A 19397-nucleotide genomic window follows, 5' to 3' on the forward strand; every position below is an offset into this window, starting at 1 on the left:
TTACCTGTAGTTTTAATATTTGTGGTAAATTTTTTAGGCATATTTGTCTTAATTCAGTATCTCTTTTTTAATTCAGCAAAAAGTATTGCCGTGAAACCTATGTTGCCATTTTTGGTTTTAACGGCAATATCTTCACTTATAGAACTGATTTTTATCTATTTTTTAAAATTTGATTCTTATATATGGTCAAAACTGTATACTATTTTAGAGTTTGTCGTTTTTGCAGTATTATTCAATCAATTATTGGCTAGAAAGTTTGTTAAAATTACGTTTTGTTTTTCGGTTTTATTTTTTTGTGCCTTTTTCTATTTTCTTTTGGTAAACAGTAATTATCCTTATTTACAAGTTTTAGGGATTTTATATTCTATTCAATTTTTATATATTTTTTTGTTTGTTATTTTATGGATTAAGGAAATATTTGAAAAGAAAGAAGTTGAATCTTTGCTTGACGTACCTCTTTTTTATTTTGTTTCCGGATTGTTGATTTATTTTTCTGGAACTATTTTTCTTTTTATCTTGGGTGAAGAAATTTTAAGAGCTGGTTTGAGTTTATATTATTATTGGATTGTTAACCTTGTTTTAGTTTTAATTTTCAGAACTTTTTTAATACTTACTATTTGGAAGGATCGATTGATATAAATTATGTTTTTTGGCTTGGAACCTCTGTGATGCTTTTTTTGGCGTTAGGTTTGCTTTTCTTGGTTTTATTTTATCAAAATAATTTTACTAAAATGAAGCGTCAAGAGGCAGAAACGCTATTGAAAACTGCATTAGAAAGTGAGAAAGAGGAGCGACAACGAATTGCTAAAGATTTGCATGACAGTGTTCAGGGTGATTTGAGTGCTATACGAAACTATATGGTTCTTTTACAGAGGCAAACACAAGGGCAATCCTCTAATTTACTTATTTCAGAAGCTAAAGATGCGTTGGAAAAAGCTATTGAAAATACTAGGGTTATCTCAAATAAGTTGATGCCTCCATTATTAGAAACTGCGGGGTTTAGTTCAGCTTTGCGTGACTATTTAGAACAACTCAGCTTACTAAGTGGGAAAGAATTTGTCTATAAAACGGATTTCTCTGATGTACAAATTCCTACTGAATATGCTTATGAACTTTTTCGAGTGGTACAGGAATTTTGTCAGAATATGTTGAAACATGGTCAAATTTCGCAAGCTCTACTTTCTTTATATATTACCACTGAAGGATTAAGTTTAGAAATCATAGATGATGGAGTTCCTTTTGATTTTAAAACTGCTTATAACAAATCAAACGGTAGCGGGTTAAATAATATTCAATCCAGAATTAAAAGTATGAAAGCGGAGTTGGTCCAGCGTGAAGTAACGGTTGGTAATCATTTTGTTATTTATTTAAAACTTCCTATATGATACGAATAGCTTTAGTGGATGATCATCAATTATTTAGAAAGAGTTTATCTTTATTAATTGCAACTTTTGATGAAGTTGAGGTTGTTTTTGATACTGATGATGGACTAAAGTTATTGGAAAAGCTGATTAATGGTGAGAAAATTGATGTGGTGTTATTGGATATTCAAATGCCAATCATGGATGGTTTTGAAATTTGTACACGATTAAAAAAAGATTACTCGGACGTTAAAATTCTAATTGTCTCTCAGTTAACAACTAAGGAAGCCGTTCACAAAATAATGGATTGCGGAGCGAATGGTTTTTTCACAAAAAATTCTCCTCCGGAACTTTTGGAGCAGGCCATAAAAGGTATCATAAATAAAGATTACTATTTTGATATGGAATTGGCTGCCGTTGTAAGAGAGGCTATTTTATGGGAGAAGAAAGTGCAGTCCAATTTTAATTTTACCCAGAAAATCAATCTAACCGGGCGAGAGGTAGAAATAATTTTAATGGCTTGTAAAGAATTGAGCAGTATAGAAATAGGAGATAAGCTCTGCATCAGTACACGGACTGTAGAAAAACACCGAAAGCGTATTATGGAAAAAACGGAGTCTAAAAATTTTATAGGGGTTGTATTGTATGCTCTTAAGGTAAACGCCATTTATTTAGAAGATATTTAAACACACACACACACACACACACATTTTCTAACCATAACTTCCAATTGTTAATGTAGACAAAAACTCCTCTCTTTTTTTAACATATAGAAAAATGGTGTATCTATTATATTTTCATTATTTTTCTTTCTACGATTAATTTAGTTCTACATTTTCCCTTTTTTCATCAAGTTACTTTTTTCACGTAAAATGAATACTTGAATTTACTCCCTTAAATTTAAGTGTTTTTACGTATTGACAAGAACTATGTTAATGTATAGTTTTATGACCTAAACTTTTTGATTTTTTTAACATTTAAATAAAAATTCAAGTCAGTTCCTATTGATGTTATTTATTTACTAGTTATCTCCAAAGTCAAAATTATAAAATTATACTTATGAGAGTTTCTTTTCAATTAATTGTAGCACTCCCTTTTTTATTACTATTTTCTATAGAATGTGTTGCACAAGATTTTTTTCAAAAGTTTGGTGCTATAACACACTACAAAGGAAGTGACACATTGAATCGCTACAATTTTAACCCAATGTTAAACTTTAGTGATATTGAAAAATTGGAGCAAGCACATAAGGGTAAGTTTCAAAAATCAGGTTCTTTGTTTTTTGCTTTTGAATCCCTGCAAGAAGAGGAAGTTCAAGTTCTTGCCATGAAGGATTCTAAAAACTCAATCACCATTACTTCCAAACACGTTTTATTTTCGGATGGATTAGAGAATAAGGTGGAGCCTTTTTATGGCAGTATACTTTCTTACCAGTTTTCAAGGGACAGTTATGGCAGAAAAAATAACGGACTTACAATTTCTAAGGGATTTATAGGTGAGCAAGGAAAATTGTTAGAATATATTTTTTTACCAGATGTAGTAACTGATTTGGATCAAGCTAAAATTGAAAGCTATCTATCTTTAAAATTTGGAATATCCCTTTATAAAACTTCTTATTTATCTACCTCAAATGATACAATTTGGAACTATAAAAAAAATGAAGATTTTGCCAGTCGTGTTACAGGGATTGGAAGAGATGATCAAATTGGTTTATATCAAAGAAAGTCTGTTAATTCTGAAATGAAAGCTATCAGTATTGGAGTTGACAGTTTACATAGTATTAGTAATCACAATTATTTGATTTGGAGTGATAATGATGGTTCAACTACGATCCAAGAAAGTACACTTTTGAAAAGAAAATGGAGGGTACATTATTTTGGAGAAAAGGATGATTTTGAAAATCTTCAAATGGAAGTTGATCCGATATTTCTATTTGAAAAATATGATAATCGTTTGGAATCTACAGATAATGTTTTATGGCTTGTGTTGAGTAAAACTACAGATTTTAAGTCTGAAAAGAAATATGTTAAAAGTGTAAAGAAAAATGGGAAACTCATTTTTGAAAAAATAAATTTTTCTGAGCATGCTTATTTTTCATTTTTGATAGCTCCTGAATTTTTTGTTCAGAAGGATTTAGTTCTATCAATTTGCGAACAAACTAATCAACTTAAGGTTACTCCAATAGGTGGCGTTGCTCCTTATTTACTCAAATTGACTTCCGAACAATTTAACGATGAATTTCAGTTTACTGAGCCGGATTATATTCAATCTAATCTAACAGCTGGAAATTATTTTTTAGAAATAACCGATGCATTCCAGAATCACTATTCAACATCATTTACAATTATTGATAACACAGGACTTACTATTGATTTGAAAGAAAAGTGGGTACTTTCAGATGAAAATGAAATCATCATTTTTCCAAACATTTCTAATCCGAATCAAATTTTAAATTATGAATGGATTAGTAATAAAGAAATGGTTTCTTCTTCTTCTACCTTAAAAACTGGTCAAACCGGAGCTTATCAATTAAGATTAAAGTTAGCGAACGGATGTGTTGAAACACGTGATTTTGAAATTGTTTCTGAAGATGTTTTAACTAATCAAATAAGTATTTACCCCAATTCAACAGCCTCCGGGCAATTATTTTATGTTGATTTTGATTTGTCTGAGCCAAAAGATATAACTGTATTTATTCATGATATGGCCGGTAAAATGATTTTAAATGAGCAATTAACCGCCATACAAGACTCTCAATTCAAAACTTCCCTAACGGTTTCAGGAACCTATCTACTTACTGTAAGTACTGATAAAACAACTGTTGCCAAAAGAATCATAGTAAAATAAAAACACCTTTCTTCTTATGAAAAACTCTGAAAGAACAATCGTTTTTGGCTTTAACAGAAAAATAGTCGAAATAATTCACGTTGTTATGCTTATTGGTATGTTGCATAGTAGCTTTATTGCTCCTGCCCAACCCATTATCTGGGAATTTTTTAATGGTACTAAAGCTAAAAATTTTCACGATAGTTCAAGCAGTTATGAAAGTCCGGATTCAGTAAGATCAGTTAATTTTATGGAACCTGATAATGAAGTTGAAACGAAAAAGTCGACTTTACGTTCTGAAAAAACAAGTTCTTTAAATGATAAATTAGGACTGAAAACTTATTTTCAAGCTGATATTGTTGATGGGTATATTGGTGTTTTTGATGATAAACCTTTGGATGATGCAAAAGACAATTTATTTAAAATTACTATTGATGAAATACCTACTAACAGTAGGGTCTATCTTCAGTATGAATTATATGGTGTTGAAGGACTTAGTTCAGTATCCAGAAGTGTAAACGACATGCCGACTACGGGAGGTTATATAGTAAAGAAAAATAACCAATGGACGTTACAACAAGAGGAGTTAGCTTTTAATTGGGTAAAAAAAGGAGAGAATACTATTTTGTTTACCGCTCCATCGAGTAAAGAATTTGGATACAGAGTAAAAAATGTAAGTATCCAATTTAAAGAGGACACAACTCTGAACGCCAATATGATTTTGAACATCGATCAGAATTTATTGTTTGTTAAAGAAAATCAACTTTATATTAAGGGATTTGTTCAGAACCCAAGTGAAAATTTAACTGTAGAAGTAGCAGGCTCCAACTTGTTAGTTTATAAAAATCAATTTGAAGGAATAATTCAGTTGACTAAGGAAAATATAGAGCAAAAAAATATTTTAATTAAAGCAAATGACTCCAATGGACTAGTGGGGCAGGAATATATTCATCTAACAAATTTACTTGAAGCAGATTTGAAAGTGAGTTTTGATGAACGACTGAGTGAACACAAAAAAATGTTTTCAGCTTTAGCTGGAAGTAGTCTATTAACAGAAGGTGCAGGAATAATAGTTCCTGATAGTGCAATTACAGATCATAAAATAATTTCGATATCTTCTTTACGAAAAAAAGATATAGCACCGATGAATTCGGGGATGATTAATGTTACTAAAGGAGGAGGGTCTTACCGATTTTTACCAGATGGAACCAAATTTGCCAAGAATGTAAAAATTCAATTAGCCTATGATAATTCCCTCATTCCTTCCGGCTATTCTGAAAAAGATATTCAAACCTTTTATTTTAGTAAAGATTCTAAGAGTTGGGTGAGTGTAGAAAAAGATAGCGTTCTTTTAGAAACGAAAATGATTGTATCGAATACGAATCATTTTACTGATTATATAAATGGTATTATTCAAGTTCCGGAGACACCCGAAACCTCTGCATTTATTCCCACGATGATGAGTGATATCAAAGCTGCTAATCCTACTTCGGGAATGACACTGATATCGCCGCCTGAAGCTTCCCAAAAAGGTTCTGCCGGTGTTTCGTATCCAATAAAAGTACCGTCAGGGAGAAGTGGTTTGCAACCCAGTTTGGCTATCCAATATAATAGTGATGGAGGTAATGGTCTATTAGGTTTAGGATGGGACATGAGTACCTCTGCATTATCTATTGATACACGATGGGGTGTGCCTATTTTGTCTGATACTCATGAAACTGAAATTTATACCTTAAATGGAGAACAATTGATGTATCCGAAGATCGAAAACCTGAATGCGGATATGGTTGATTGGATGCCTAATCGTCATTATGACGCTACAAATGCTGGAGATGTGTATTCTACAGTTGAGCGTGAACGTATAGATAATGCGGTATTTACTATGAGAAAACAAGGTGGATTTGAAAAGCTAGAGCGATTAGGAACTAACCCAAGTAATTATCATTGGAAAGTGACCAATACCGATGGAGTTGTTAGTTGGTACGGAGGAAAGACGGGTGTTGACGAAACCTATGTATTAAAAAATGCAGAGGGAAAAGTGGTATATTGGAGTTTGTATATGGTTGAGGATGTGCATGGAAATAGTATGAAATATTATTACACGAAAGAGACTATTGGTTCCATTTCGGGAGTAAATAGTAACCTTGCAGGTAGTATCTTTTATTATCTGAGTCGGATAACTTATACCGGTTTTCAAGATGACGATGGAGGATATTCCGTAGAGTTTATACCCACAAGTACCTATCGTCCTGATATTACTATTGATTCTAAATTAGGCGTTAAATTAGTTAATACCAAGTTGTTGAATACTATCCAAGTAAAACATCAAAATGAATTAATACGACGGTATAATCTGAATTATGATCCCGGATTTAGTAAGTTTGGTAAGAATAGATTATTATCTATTGTGGAAGCCGATGCCGGAAATAATGAATTTTATCGACATGAATTTGAGTATTATGATGATTTAGAAGATGGAGAAGGCAACAACATTTACTTTTCAGCGGGAGTTGATGTTAATCTTTGTGAGGATGACGATGATGGTGGTGGGGTGATGAAGAAAAGTGTTTTATGTTTGTGTTTCCAGTTCCGAAATATACAATTTATAATTTCCGAAATTCTCATTCGCCAATAACGGCTAGTGGAACCCATAGTTTTAATAACACTTGTACGAGTCATTTGTTTGAAAGTTTTACAATTTCAGGTCAAACATTTAGTCAACCCAATCTATATTTACGATGTGGTAATACCTTAGGAGAGAATTTTACAAATTGTTTGACACCAACGGACTATCTCAATTTTTCTAATACTGATCGTTATTATGGAAATTCAAATAGTCAGTTTGAATCTGAATCTCAAAATTTCTCTAGTCTGATTTTTAATTCAACTTCGGAAATGATTACGCCTCCTGTTTTTATAACTTCTTCTTTTCCAGCCAACAAATTGAGTTTTGATTATCATGGAACATATGAAGGTAGTGATGCTTACTATTCAGGTTCGACTATTTTTACAAATTATAGCTCAACATCAAATGATTTAGTTGGTACATTAGTATTGAAACGTTTATCAAGTCCCTTTAATATAATTAATACGTTTAACATAACTCTTCAAATTTCCCAAACAAATTATATCCCATTTAATGCATCAATCAACGGAAATCCATTATTCGACAGTAATTATGCTTATTTTACCACAGGTGTAAACGGCAGTAATGGATTTAATGTATTTAGAAATCATATATTAGCATTGTATCCCGGAGCAGATGTTTTTTATGTCAATAGTAGTAATTCAATTTCTGTTAGAATATTCAATACTACAGACGATTTGAGTGAAATAACTATCTCTACTGCTGATAATCAGGTAACTAATTCTTATGATATTGTAGAAACCAATTGTGATCCCTTTCTTAGAATTTCTCCAAACAATAATTTTGTGAAAAAGGGTTGGGAAAATTACAAACCGTCTCAAGATGAAGTGAAGTTTAATGAAATGAAAATGGTGTCTGAGGGGGCTGAATTAAAACTACCCTTTTCACATTTGACACTATTTTATGAGCTTCTTTTGAATGAAGAAACTTCAAAAGAATTAGGTTCACAGAATTTTTTGTGGAGTAAAGAGGAAGGTTTAGAAAAATGGTTGGATTCCAACGGTTTAGAAGTTAAAGATCCAACGGTTTTAGCAATTTTAAAACAACAATTGCCTTCTTACATGCCCTTAGCTTATTTTGAACTAAAAGAAAAGCAACAAGAAAAAGAATATGAGCAAAGGCTACTAGCACAAAAAGAGGCAAAAGAATGGCTTAAAGACAATAACTTTTATCAAAAATTGGAGGATAGGAACCAACAGCTTATTCAATCAAAAAAACAAGATAATCTTTTAAAATCTAAGTCAAACGATGTCAATTCAAATAAAAAAGAAGGTCTGTTTTCAAAAGGCAATTTAGATATTTTTACAGGAGGAAATCCTCCTTCTACCACAAATTCTTATGTTTTTGAGAATTCGTTTCCTTTTGGTGATCCCGAATGCCCTTCTTTTTTGAATACTGAATTTTTGGTCACCGGAGAAGAACCGATACCATCTTTTAATAGTTATTTTTCCCCTTTAGGAAGTAGTTCTACCAAAGGCGAAGGAATTGGTGGTTATTTAGGACTAATAGGGGTTGGGTGTAATTGGTTTGCCAAGAATATTACCTTCGGTTTTGGCATTGGTGTTTCAGGAAACCGAACTAAATCACAAGTTAGTTTAATAGATATTAATGGTGATGGGTTGAGCGATATTGTTACACAAAGTGGTGATGTTATACGCTATCGTCCTCATATTGTTAACCGGACGATTAATGAAGAAGGGGAAGAGGTGATTAGCCACAGTTTCGGTTTAAACCGTATGATTACTGGTATTGATCGCTTTTATTATTCTACCGGTAAATCGGAACAATATAATTTTTCATTCAATTCTATTTTTTCTATAGGTTGGGAAAAATCAACTTCTAAATCCACTACAAATATCTATTTTACGGATGCCAATGGCGACGGACTAATTGATATTGTTAAAAATGGCCTGGTTTATTTTAATCATGTTGAAAGCGATGGTGCTTTGACCTTTATTCCTGATAGCAAGGCATCCGAAAATTTAGTTATCGTTGCAGCACCTGTTTCAGTTTCAGAGCCCGAAGAAGATCCTGAGTTTACTTTGCCATCTTATGATGTAGTCAAGGTTTGGGAAGCACCTGCGGATGGTGTCATTACGATAAATAACGACATTACCTTATTAGATTCAAGTCAATCAGCAGTCGTTACCGTAGAAAAAAAGAATGCTACCGTTGAGACGCAACAGTGCTATTCGGTTGATTTTGTTGCTCCAAACGTTACGTCAACTCTATATAAATATAGTACTGACGGATCTTTCTATAGTATAAATAATGCTACACATACAAATAGTCAAATTTATGGTTCATGCCAACGTACTTCTACAAGAATCAATAGTTTTAAATTCAATTCATCTTCACCAGTTTATACGCCTAGTTCTCCTAATTTACTGTTTGTAAGTCATGGAAATAGTCAACAAGGCACATTGAATCAGTGCTCAGGTATTATTCCACAATACTGTTCGCCCTTTGATTTTAATAATACAGACTGTGCAGATATATCTATACGAAGTGCTAATTCAGTTGATACTATTACAAATTGGTTTTCTTCTATTCTAGATGGAAGCTCTGTTCCATATTCTTATTTGAGTTTTGAAAATTTATCACACAATATGCTGGAGATAAATAATTTTGGGACTTCACATCTTTATTCTTTTATGAATCGCTATGGCTATAAGTTTTCTTTTTTTTCAACTTCAAATCAATTTAATGGAGTTTTTAAAAATGGTTATAACTTAAGTGGATCAATTTGGACATCCAACCAATTTCCCGATCAAGAACTTACACATACAAATCTTGGTAATTTAACAGTTGGTGTTAATGCGTATGTGCACATTAATGGAAATTTATTAGGAACTTTTAATTTAGTAGATAATTTCAGTGCTTTTCAAAGTGCTTTTCAATCTGTCTATGGAAATGCTTATCAATTAACTGCACCTACCTCTGCCAACAATTATACAATAGGAATTCAGATGTATGGCAGTACCGCTTTTTCGTCTGTAACTGTTACTCCAGTTGCAACACCAAATCAGGCCACGAATTATCCATTCAACGTAACTGAAAATTGCGGAGTACAACGTTCCGGTGTAATTACTAACGATTTAATTTCAGCTAATTATACTAATTTAGAACCAACCAAAGAAGCCAAGGAGTTTGCTATGAACAAATGGTTTGCGGAAGGAAAAGAACTTGTATTACCTTATGATGAGGTTCATCCAACATTATTTTTTGATTTTACTGAAAATGATAAAGATAACACTGTTTCCGGTATTTATAAAATGGTAATCAAATCCTTTCAGGCGTTTTGGTTTGACCAAAATGAAAATCCTATTCAGGGAGATTTATCTTCCAAATTATCTTTGCTGAGCGGAATTGATACTAAAAAGTATGCCGAAGATTTTCAAAATAAACATATTCAACTTGCTGAACAAGACAGGGTAAAACGTCAACAAAATGCTCAAAAATGGTTGGCGGATTATATTAAAACATACCAACAATTAACCCCTTCAAGAGTAGATTCGACATTTGCACGTTCTGAAAATCAATCGGAGTGTCAAGATACCAATGAATTGTGTTTGCTTTATGGAACAGAACTAAATTCAACGAATGTTAACGTTGTTAATTCCTTAACTACCAATTGTAATGGACAACCTCTAGCAGTAGAAAAAGGCGACCGTATCTATTTTAGATTACATACTAAAACAGATAGTAATCCGCCGGTAAATTGGAATCCGAGTATAAATTATGTTGACAGTCAGTATCAAAATGTCGTTGATCAAAATGGATATGATGTGTATAATACTTCCTATTCAGATGGTTTTGTTCTAACACAATCTAGAGCCTTTACAGTTCCCGGAAAGCAAGGTAATGCTTCTATAACATGGCAACCTTTTACTATAAATCAACCTTCGAATGATGTTGTCTATAAAATAATTAAACAAGCTGTAAATATAGAAACTCAGCAGTTAGTAGCAGGATCTGAATCAGTAATTTATTCTCAAGTTTGTGCTTCTAACGCTACTACCGGTGTTAATCCTACTGGTTTATCAGCAATTAATTTTACTGATAATGGCACAATCACACAATTTTTATTTGTGGCGGAATCAACCTCAAATGTAAAGTGGAAGGAGTATCAATGGAATCCGGTTGTGACCACTACACTATCAGAAAACGTAATTGGTGAAAATGGCACAGAAGGTGTAATTACTTCCACAGAAATCAATTATCCTGTTGTAGATTACACGGTTTATAAACAGTATGTGTGCGGTCCTTTGTATTCTACTTTTGATGTTTCACAAGTAAACGGTGGAGCTAATTTGACTATTCGGCCTATGTACGGAGGTGTCTTTTCTTCCGGAGATTATGGAAAATTACATTTTGTTGTTAAAAATAACGGCAAGCTTGTTGGAAGCAGAAGCTTGGTTGTGAACAACGGTAGCTTACAAAGTTTGAGTGGTTTACCTGCTTATGATAATCCTATTCCGATGGATAATTTAATCGGTTCGCAAATAGAGATTGGTTTTTATGCGGAAAATGATCAGGCTAATAAAGGAGGAGAACTTTTAGTTGCCAAACTTCAAGCTGCTGTGAATTCTACTGTTCGAATTAGTTATTCCGGTTCCAATTATTCTGTTCCAAATAGTAATGTAAACTTACATCATCGCTATAATCGATTTGGACCGATGTACAGACAATGGGGGCAATTTTTCTACAATCCGGCACAAGTTACAGGAGCTACTACTTCAACGTATGGAAATTTAATTAAAGAAGATGTGTTGTTTTATGCGTATGATTTAGATGAACTTCAAAATTTAATTGATGGGGCAGAAGGTTTAGATCTTGTTATCACCGAAGAAGATTCAGGAGCTGCTGCTTTAGCAGACCTAACAAATTTACAATCGCAATACGAAGCTTTTGCTCAAGATGGTTCTGCATTTTTGCCACCAACAGCTTTGCGAGAAACAGGAGCTGAGCCTAAATGGATTGCTTTTCACGGTGAAAATTATGCTGCAGAGCAGTCCTTTAAAGCAGCTCCCATGACACAATCATTATCGTCTGAATATGATGTTGAGCCTTATAATTACCAAGGATTACTTAATACAGGGGCAGTAGGAATAAATAAAGTTTTCAGGTCAAAAGGTCAAAATGTTTCTGCAGGAGCTAGTTATGCAGGAATTGGTATATCAGTTTCAAAGTCTATTCAAGGTAGTGGAAAATTAGTGACTGATTACACTGATTTGAATGGTGATCGTTACCCAGATGTGGTTACTACCGATAAAATTCAGTTTACAACAAGAACCGGTGGATTAAATGCTGAAACAAACCGACAAAATGAAGAACAAATAGTTACTTTAAACAGTAATAGTAATTTTGGTGTTGGCGTTTCGGGAGGATTTGGCGGAAAGAATGACGATCAAGGAGCAAAAGGTTCTACGCCACAAAAAATGACTACGACAACCAATAGTACTAAATCGAGTACCAGTATCGGATTGTCAGGTAATTTTTCAACAGGAAAAAGTTTTACTGATAGTTTTTGGTCGGATGTGAATGGTGACGGACTTTCTGATTTAATCACAAAAAATGGAAATTCTATTCAAGTCTTTTTGAATAAAGGAGGAAAATTAGAAAGTAGTTCGGCTGTTTGGACAAATTTGGGTAATGTATTTGAAAGTCGAGCTACCAATATTGGCGGTGGAGTGGGGCTAAGCCTTTGGAATAGCAGTATTCAAGGTGGCGTTTCATTAACTTCTTCTTGGAACAACACCAAAAACACCTTTTTAGATATTAACGGTGATGGATTAGTAGATTTTGTTGATACTGACGATGAATTGAATGTCTCCATTAATAGGGGTAATCGTTTTATTGCCCAACAACAATGGAGTGATTATAATTTGAACAGAGAATCAGTTTCTGTAACTGCGGGAGGTAATTTAGCCTTTACAATTGCTCCTAATTTCGGGATTCCCTTTACAAGTTTGTGTATTAAGTTCTTTGCTATTACTGTTAGTGGAAACTTATCTACTTCTACCAATAAAACAGAAAAAACAATTACCGATTTTGATGGCGATGGTTATCCTGATTTAATTGAAAAAATTTCAGGAACACAAGTTAGAGTATATCATTCGAAAATAAGAAGAACAGATAAGTTGAAATCGGTTACTAATTCATTGGGAGGAAAATTTACATTGGATTATCAGGTGCATAAAATTAATTATGATAATCCTCATCCAAAATGGGTACTAAGTAGTGTTGAGATTAACGATAAATACAATTTGGTAAATGATGGGCAAGATATTTATAAAAAGAATTATGAATATGAAAACCCGCGTTATGACCGAAGAGAACGTGATTTTTATGGCTTTGAAACCGTTAAATCGATTGATTATACAGTAGATGAAGAAGGAGTACAAGATGCGATTTATCGCACCTCTGTAACGAAGTATCATAATAGAAGTTACTTTTTAAAAGGACTTGTTAAAGAAACAGCCCTTTATAAAGGAAATATGGCAAGTAATTTGTTGTATTCAAGGTCTGAAAATGACTATGAAATTAGAAGACTACTAGATGATAATTTAGTTGTTGATACCTCTACGGGCGGTATAATGTCTCAAACTTTTGACGTTGGCGGAACAGAGGGTAGAAGAAGTGCCATTGTTTTTTTAACCAAACAAAAAAGTTATGTTTATGAATTAGGTAGTTCACCTTTGGTTAATGAATCAGTACTCAAGTATGACGAAAAAGGAAGAGTAATTGAATATGATTATATGGGAAATCCATCGGATACACAAGATAATTATAAAACCACCATCAAGTATCATGCTATTTCATCCTTGACTGAAAAAAATATCATCAAAATTCCTGCTGAAGTGGTTGTTTCTATTAATGGTAATACTAAGCGAAAACGAGCCACTGATAACATTGATAACAACACAGGAGTAATACAAACAATTAAAAGCTTTTATGCGAACAGTTCTGGTACTTTTGCTCAAGTGGATTTAAAATACAATGAATATGGTAATATTGTTCATATTTATTATCCTGAAAATGAAACAGCACAACGTATGGAGTATGCCTACGAGTATGATACCGATCATTATAAATATATTGTAAAAACCTCTGATGCCTTTGGGTATTTTTCTGAAACTAGCTACAACCCTAGATTTGATGTGCCTGAAATGGTTAAGGATTTGGCGGATAATAAAACGCTCTATAAATATGATTCTTACGGTCGTTTGACTGTTGTTGTAGGTCCAAAAGAGATTGAAAATCAAAACCCTTATACTATTGCTTTTTCGTATTTTCCAAAATATACCGATTTACAAAGCAGTCCTTATCAAGGTCTCGTTACTGAAGAAGAGTTTGTGCCGGTGGCTTTGACCAATCATTTTGATGACCAACATAGCAATAATACTATTGATACTTACACCTTTGTAGATGGTATGAGTAGGGTAATGCAAGTGAAAAAAGATATTACCATTAATAAAAATGAAGATCCAACGCTTTCACCAAATTATGGAGAGATGATGTCTGTTTCCGGTGCAGTTAGTTACGATGAGTTTGGTAGAGCTATTAGACAATTTCATCCTAGTTTAGAAGGAAAATCAAATTCAATCAACATTAAATATAATCAAGACGCAATTACTCACTTTAAACAAAGTATTTACGATGAATTGGATCGAGTTGTTGAAAGTATTGATGAAGAAGGTAATCAATCTTTTGCTGAATATTCTATTGAAGGAACTTTTCACAAAACACGTTCTGTCACCCAACAAACCAGTTCAGTTGACATTATATCTGAATCATTTAAAGATGTAAATGGTCGCGTTATAAAAACAAATAATGTTGGCCCGAACGGTGACATATTTACCCACTTTGGTTATAATGCTATTGGTGAGTTGTTGAATTATACGGATGATATGGGGATGGTGACTTCTTATAAATATGATTTATTAGGCAGAAAAGTATATATGAACCATCCTGACCGTGGTGATATGTTTTATCGCTATGATGATGCCAGTAATTTAACTTATTTACAGACATCTAATTTGGCTACTGATAACGAATTTGTTCACTATAGCTATAATTATAATCGTTTGGAGTCTATCGAATTTCCTGAAGTTGTTCCGGGAGTTGATAACCTTTCCAATGTCAATTATACCTTTGGTGCACTTGGTTCAGGAAACGAAACCGGAAGATTAATTTGTCAGGAAGATGCTTCAGGGAGGCAAGAGTTCAAGTACGGTAACATGGGTGAAGTTATCTTAAATAAACGAACCATTATTGCTCCAACTCCCAATTTGCCCAATCGCACCTATGTGACTCAATTTGCTTATGACAGTTGGAATCGACTGCAAGGTATGGTGTATCCTGATGGCGAAAAAGTGTCCTATTTTTATGATTTAGGAGGTAACCTAAACGGAGTGGAAGGTGATCATCGTTATGTGGAACGAGTGGATTATGACCATTATGAGCAACGTCGCTACATTAAATATGGAAACGGCACTGAAACAATTTATGATTATAGTCCCGAGTTGCGAAGACTTGAGCAGTTGCAGGTGTTAACGTCAAACAATGAACACTTATTGAAAAATGCGTATGCGTATGATTTTGTTGGCAACGTGACTAAAATTGAGAACTCCGCTACTTATCATAGTGTTAATCGTATGGGTGGGAAATACGAACACAATTATGGTTATGATAATTTGAATCGTTTGATTGGAGCTAAAGGCGGCTTTAGTGGTCATGCGAGTCAGTTAGAAATTGGTAATGATTTCAAGTCGGAGTACAAATTAAAGATGGATTATAATTCTACTCATGGTATAGTCAATAAATCACAAGACCATAGTAAAAATGATATTGCTTATTTGCCAAACACATACGCTAACGATTATTCCTATTTTGAAGGAACACATAAGTTGAAGCAAATAGATAATCCTACCAACGGTGATTTCGAGAGTTTTAACTATGACCAAAATGGAAATATTATTTCCAGAGTAAATCAGGATAATAATCAGAAATATTATTTTTGGGATGAATCGGATCGTTTACGGGTTGCAGTGGAACGTGTACGACTCCATCATTATATTTATGATGCAGGAGGGCAACGTGTGTTAAAAGCTTCTTCCTCCATGGAAGATTTGTATGAAAACGGACAGTTGGTGAGCAGTACCGTTCAAATGGGTAATTACACTTCCTATCCAAGTGCATTTTTGGTAGTGGATCCGGATGGGGTTTACAGTAAGCATTATTATGCCGGTGCTCAGCGAATTGCGGCCCGTGTTGGGGAAGAGAGTGCCGATCGATTATTTCCTGAAGATTCGGAAAGATTTTGTTCTAGAAGAAGTTCCGGACGAACCGAAGACGAACACAAAAAATTGCAACAAGACGATTTGCAATATTATTTAGAAAAGGGAGAAATAAAAACCAAATTGAGCTTTAAAGAGTACAAGCCTCAACTTGATAAAGAAGAGGACGAAACAACTTCCTATAGTGATAATGGAGAATCCTATGCCGCTCGACCAAAAGACCAGATTTATTATTACCACCCGGATCATCTAGGTACAGCGACATTTTTAACAGACGGGAATGGGTTACCTTATGAATTTTTCTTAAATTTACCTTTCGGAGAAACGATGGCCGAGCAACATAGTCAAACATCTGATTATGAAAACCGCTGGAAGTTTACGGGGCATGAGTTGGATAGGGAGACCGGTTTGTATTATGCGGGAGCGAGGTATTATGATCCGAAGATAAGTATTTGGTTGAGTGTGGATCCGTTGGCGGAGAAGTATCCTCAAAAAAACCCTTATCATTATGTTAGTTGTAATCCAATAAATAGAATTGATCCGGATGGAAGAGATGATTATGAAATTGATAAACAAGGTAACTTAATAAATCGAATTGAAAATAAGAGAGTAGATAGTTTTCACATTGTTGAGCAAGATAGCGATGGTAAATGGAATAGAGTTGAAGGTAAATCAGTCAGTTTTGCATATGGAACAGTTGAAAGTGTTCGTTCTGAAAGTGCTACATATAGTAAGAGAGAAAATGGATCACGTGTTGAAGCATCAACTAATGTTGATATTTATAAAATAAGGGGTGATAAAAATGGAGAAAAAATGTTTGAATTTGTTGCAGATAATACGAGTGTAGAGTGGTCACACATTAAAACCGGTGTTGAAGGGAATAGGGGTTTAAACTTTATTACAACTGGTCACATTGAATATTCAGAGCCAGGTGTTAAGACTGTCATTAATGGGCAACTACAGTTCAATTATACAATAAGAGAGATAAATCATAATCATCCAAAAAACACACCATATCCTTCAGGAATACCTGGATTTACTGGTGATGTTGGAGATGTTCCATTTGCAAAAACAGTTTCAGACTGGTACGAAAGTAAATACCCTGAAAGAAATAGTATTCCAAGTTTCAATATTTATATACCAAAAAGTAAAAGTTATGTGCCTTTTAGTAGAAACTCAAAAAAGTCTGATTATGGTTTTTAAGTTATATTATATGAAATACATTATAATGACAATATTCTTATTAAAAGAAATTTCATGTTGCAGTCAAAATGAAAATTTTGAGCAAATCAAACTCGCAAGATATAAAATCAGCTGTGATTTAGAAACCGAATTAAATAAAATCATAGAAAGATTAAGTGAAGAGGATCGTAAACTTATTTTTTTTATAAGTATTAGTAAAGATAATGAAAGTTATTTTATATCAATAACAACAAATTTTGATGCAGATATCACAAAAAATTATACAGGATTCTTTTTATTAAATTCTAAACAGTTTTTAATTATTGAAGAGGCACCAAAAATTTTTTTTAAATTTGAAAGAATTGAGGAAATTTTATTAAAGTCAAGAAAAAAAAGAAATAATGATTTAATTGTTGATTCATATATTGATGAATTACCTATGTGGTTAATGAGATTTAATAAAAATAAATATATAGAAGTTTATTCATCTTATTGATTTTAGAGAAAAAATTCATGGACTTATTAAAGAAATGATATTTAAAATTCAAGTCATTCATCATTTGAGAACATCAACATTTAAAAAAAAATGAATGGTTTGCCTTACGAGTTTTTCTTAAATTTACCTTTCGGTGAAACCGACGCAAGGAGGTTCATCGAACACAAAAAAAAAATAAGAGTCTGTGAGATAAACCATGGCCGAACAACATAGTCAAACATCTGATTATGAAAACCGCTGGAAGTTTACGGGGCATGAGTTGGATAGGGAGACCGGTTTGTATTATGCGGGAGCGAGGTATTATGATCCGAAGATAAGTATTTGGTTGAGTGTGGATCCGTTGGCGGAGAAGTTTCCGAGTTGGAATCCGTATAATTATGTGATGCAGAATCCTGTAAGTTTAATAGATCCTAACGGACTATATCCTATTTATTTTGTTACAAGAAGTTATGCTCCATTCCCTACGTTTGGTCCAGGTAATAAATGGCATGGTGATAATCGAGGGCATTCGTTAGATTTAAACGCTTCATCTAGATGTTCTACCCTAATTACTTATGATACTGAAACCAGAAAAACAGGTGCGGGTGGCGGTATGTATCGATCCTATACAACTGATGGCAAAAAAGATGCAATGTCACCTACACTGGTAAATAATAGAACGAAAGCAGGAAGCAATTATATTGATGTACATTCAGCAGGAACAAACAAAGCACAATTTGGTGCTCAGCCAATAGATGTATTTACAAAACTTTCTGTTGGAATTCAAGGCAACATCAAGAAAGACCATATTTTAAGTATATCAGGCACAATTAGTGGAGATGATTTTCCTAATCACGAGAGTATAATATTTGACTCAGAAGGGAATGGACTTTGGTTAGGTAATTTTGAAACATCAGGAGATAGGGAGTATGGTCCAGTGAAAAATCTCTTTTTTGAAGACGAAGGTGATGTAAATATTAATGTTGATATTAGAATTAAAGTAAATAAAGATGGTGTTTTTCAAGGTGTTATTCATAAGGGAAAAGATGGTAAGGACACAGTGATTTCTATTGATGATTGGAATAAAAAATTTAAATCTGATGATAACAAATAAAGAGTTTATTTCTATAATTATTGTTAGTACAATACTATTTTTTGTATCTGATTATTTCTTTAATGATGCAATTATGTATATTGTAGGAGGTTTAATTTTAGCTATATTAGATAAAATATTTAGTGGTGAAATCGGTATGCCATTATCCTTAATGATTTGGGCACTCATTTTAATGCTATTTATTTATTTATTTATTAGAATTAAAACAAAGGCTCTAAAATATAGTATTTTGATTTTAATTGGAATTTTATTTTGCGTAGTAGATTTGTTGGTTTATAGTTTTTTTGATGTAAGAGATTTAGCTACCAGTAACTTAAATATTGCCCTTAGAGTTATCATTAAATCAGTGTTCTTAAATGTGATTTCATACTTTGGATGGAAGAAATTAAATCCTTAACCCAATGGTCATTAGTCATATCATGCGAATTATTCTCCTTAAAATACTACGTTGCTCCTAACTACTCGGGGTACTCACTTTTAAAGAGATAAA

At 33.2% G+C, this 19397-nt stretch carries 9 protein-coding genes; all 9 read left to right on the top strand.

Annotated elements, in window-relative coordinates; all coding sequences use genetic code 11:
• The first annotated feature begins 21 nt into the window (after window positions 1–21).
• The 9 genes from M0M57_RS11705 to M0M57_RS11745 all read left to right on the top strand — a co-directional run bounded on the left by M0M57_RS11705 (window position 22) and on the right by M0M57_RS11745 (window position 19304).
• Window positions 22–639 (top strand): hypothetical protein, encoded by a 618-nt coding sequence (locus M0M57_RS11705; RefSeq protein ID WP_248433210.1) that lies wholly within the window; start codon window positions 22–24, stop codon window positions 637–639.
• Entirely contained in the window at window positions 618–1385 is a 768-nt protein-coding gene (locus M0M57_RS11710) for a sensor histidine kinase (RefSeq protein ID WP_248433211.1), read from the top strand. Before M0M57_RS11705 ends, M0M57_RS11710 begins: the two co-directional genes overlap by 22 nt.
• A complete protein-coding gene (locus M0M57_RS11715; RefSeq protein ID WP_248433212.1) occupies window positions 1382–2047 on the top strand; it encodes a response regulator transcription factor in 666 nt (221 codons plus the stop codon). Before M0M57_RS11710 ends, M0M57_RS11715 begins: the two co-directional genes overlap by 4 nt.
• 373 nt (window positions 2048–2420) lie before the next feature.
• Window positions 2421–4208, top strand: a complete 1788-nt coding sequence (locus M0M57_RS11720; protein WP_248433213.1) for a T9SS type A sorting domain-containing protein — start codon at window positions 2421–2423, stop codon at window positions 4206–4208.
• An 85-nt stretch (window positions 4209–4293) separates the two neighbouring features.
• A complete protein-coding gene (locus M0M57_RS11725) occupies window positions 4294–6822 on the top strand; it encodes a SpvB/TcaC N-terminal domain-containing protein (RefSeq protein ID WP_248433214.1) in 2529 nt (842 codons plus the stop codon).
• Window positions 6759–17339 carry a JAB-like toxin 1 domain-containing protein gene (locus M0M57_RS11730; protein ID WP_248433215.1) on the top strand — a complete coding sequence of 3527 codons (10581 nt, stop codon included), beginning with the start codon at window positions 6759–6761 and terminating at the stop codon, window positions 17337–17339. Before M0M57_RS11725 ends, M0M57_RS11730 begins: the two co-directional genes overlap by 64 nt.
• Before the next feature lie 10 nt (window positions 17340–17349).
• The gene (locus M0M57_RS11735; RefSeq protein WP_248433216.1) at window positions 17350–17814 is read left to right on the top strand and encodes a hypothetical protein; all 465 of its coding nucleotides are present in this window, start codon (window positions 17350–17352) and stop codon (window positions 17812–17814) included.
• A 196-nt stretch (window positions 17815–18010) separates the two neighbouring features.
• Window positions 18011–18907: an RHS repeat-associated core domain-containing protein gene (locus M0M57_RS11740; RefSeq protein WP_248433217.1), complete on the top strand. Its 897-nt coding sequence runs from the start codon at window positions 18011–18013 to the stop codon at window positions 18905–18907.
• A complete protein-coding gene (locus M0M57_RS11745; RefSeq protein WP_248433218.1) occupies window positions 18894–19304 on the top strand; it encodes a hypothetical protein in 411 nt (136 codons plus the stop codon). Before M0M57_RS11740 ends, M0M57_RS11745 begins: the two co-directional genes overlap by 14 nt.
• The last annotated feature ends 93 nt before the right edge of the window (window positions 19305–19397 follow it).

Source organism: Flavobacterium azooxidireducens (genome assembly GCF_023195775.1).
GTDB classification, from domain to species: Bacteria; Bacteroidota; Bacteroidia; order Flavobacteriales; family Flavobacteriaceae; genus Flavobacterium; species Flavobacterium azooxidireducens.

Excerpts from the sequence above, each read along its gene's own strand:
- M0M57_RS11725 (WP_248433214.1), top strand. The coding sequence starts at position 4,294 with ATGCTTATTGGTATGTTGCATAGTAGCTTTATTGCTCCTGCCCAACCC.
- M0M57_RS11745 (WP_248433218.1), top strand. The coding sequence starts at position 18,894 with ATGATAACAAATAAAGAGTTTATTTCTATAATTATTGTTAGTACAATA.
- M0M57_RS11730 (WP_248433215.1), top strand. The coding sequence starts at position 6,759 with ATGTTTGTGTTTCCAGTTCCGAAATATACAATTTATAATTTCCGAAAT.
- M0M57_RS11735 (WP_248433216.1), top strand. The coding sequence starts at position 17,350 with ATGAAATACATTATAATGACAATATTCTTATTAAAAGAAATTTCATGT.
- M0M57_RS11740 (WP_248433217.1), top strand. The coding sequence starts at position 18,011 with ATGGCCGAACAACATAGTCAAACATCTGATTATGAAAACCGCTGGAAG.
- M0M57_RS11715 (WP_248433212.1), top strand. The coding sequence starts at position 1,382 with ATGATACGAATAGCTTTAGTGGATGATCATCAATTATTTAGAAAGAGT.
- M0M57_RS11720 (WP_248433213.1), top strand. The coding sequence starts at position 2,421 with ATGAGAGTTTCTTTTCAATTAATTGTAGCACTCCCTTTTTTATTACTA.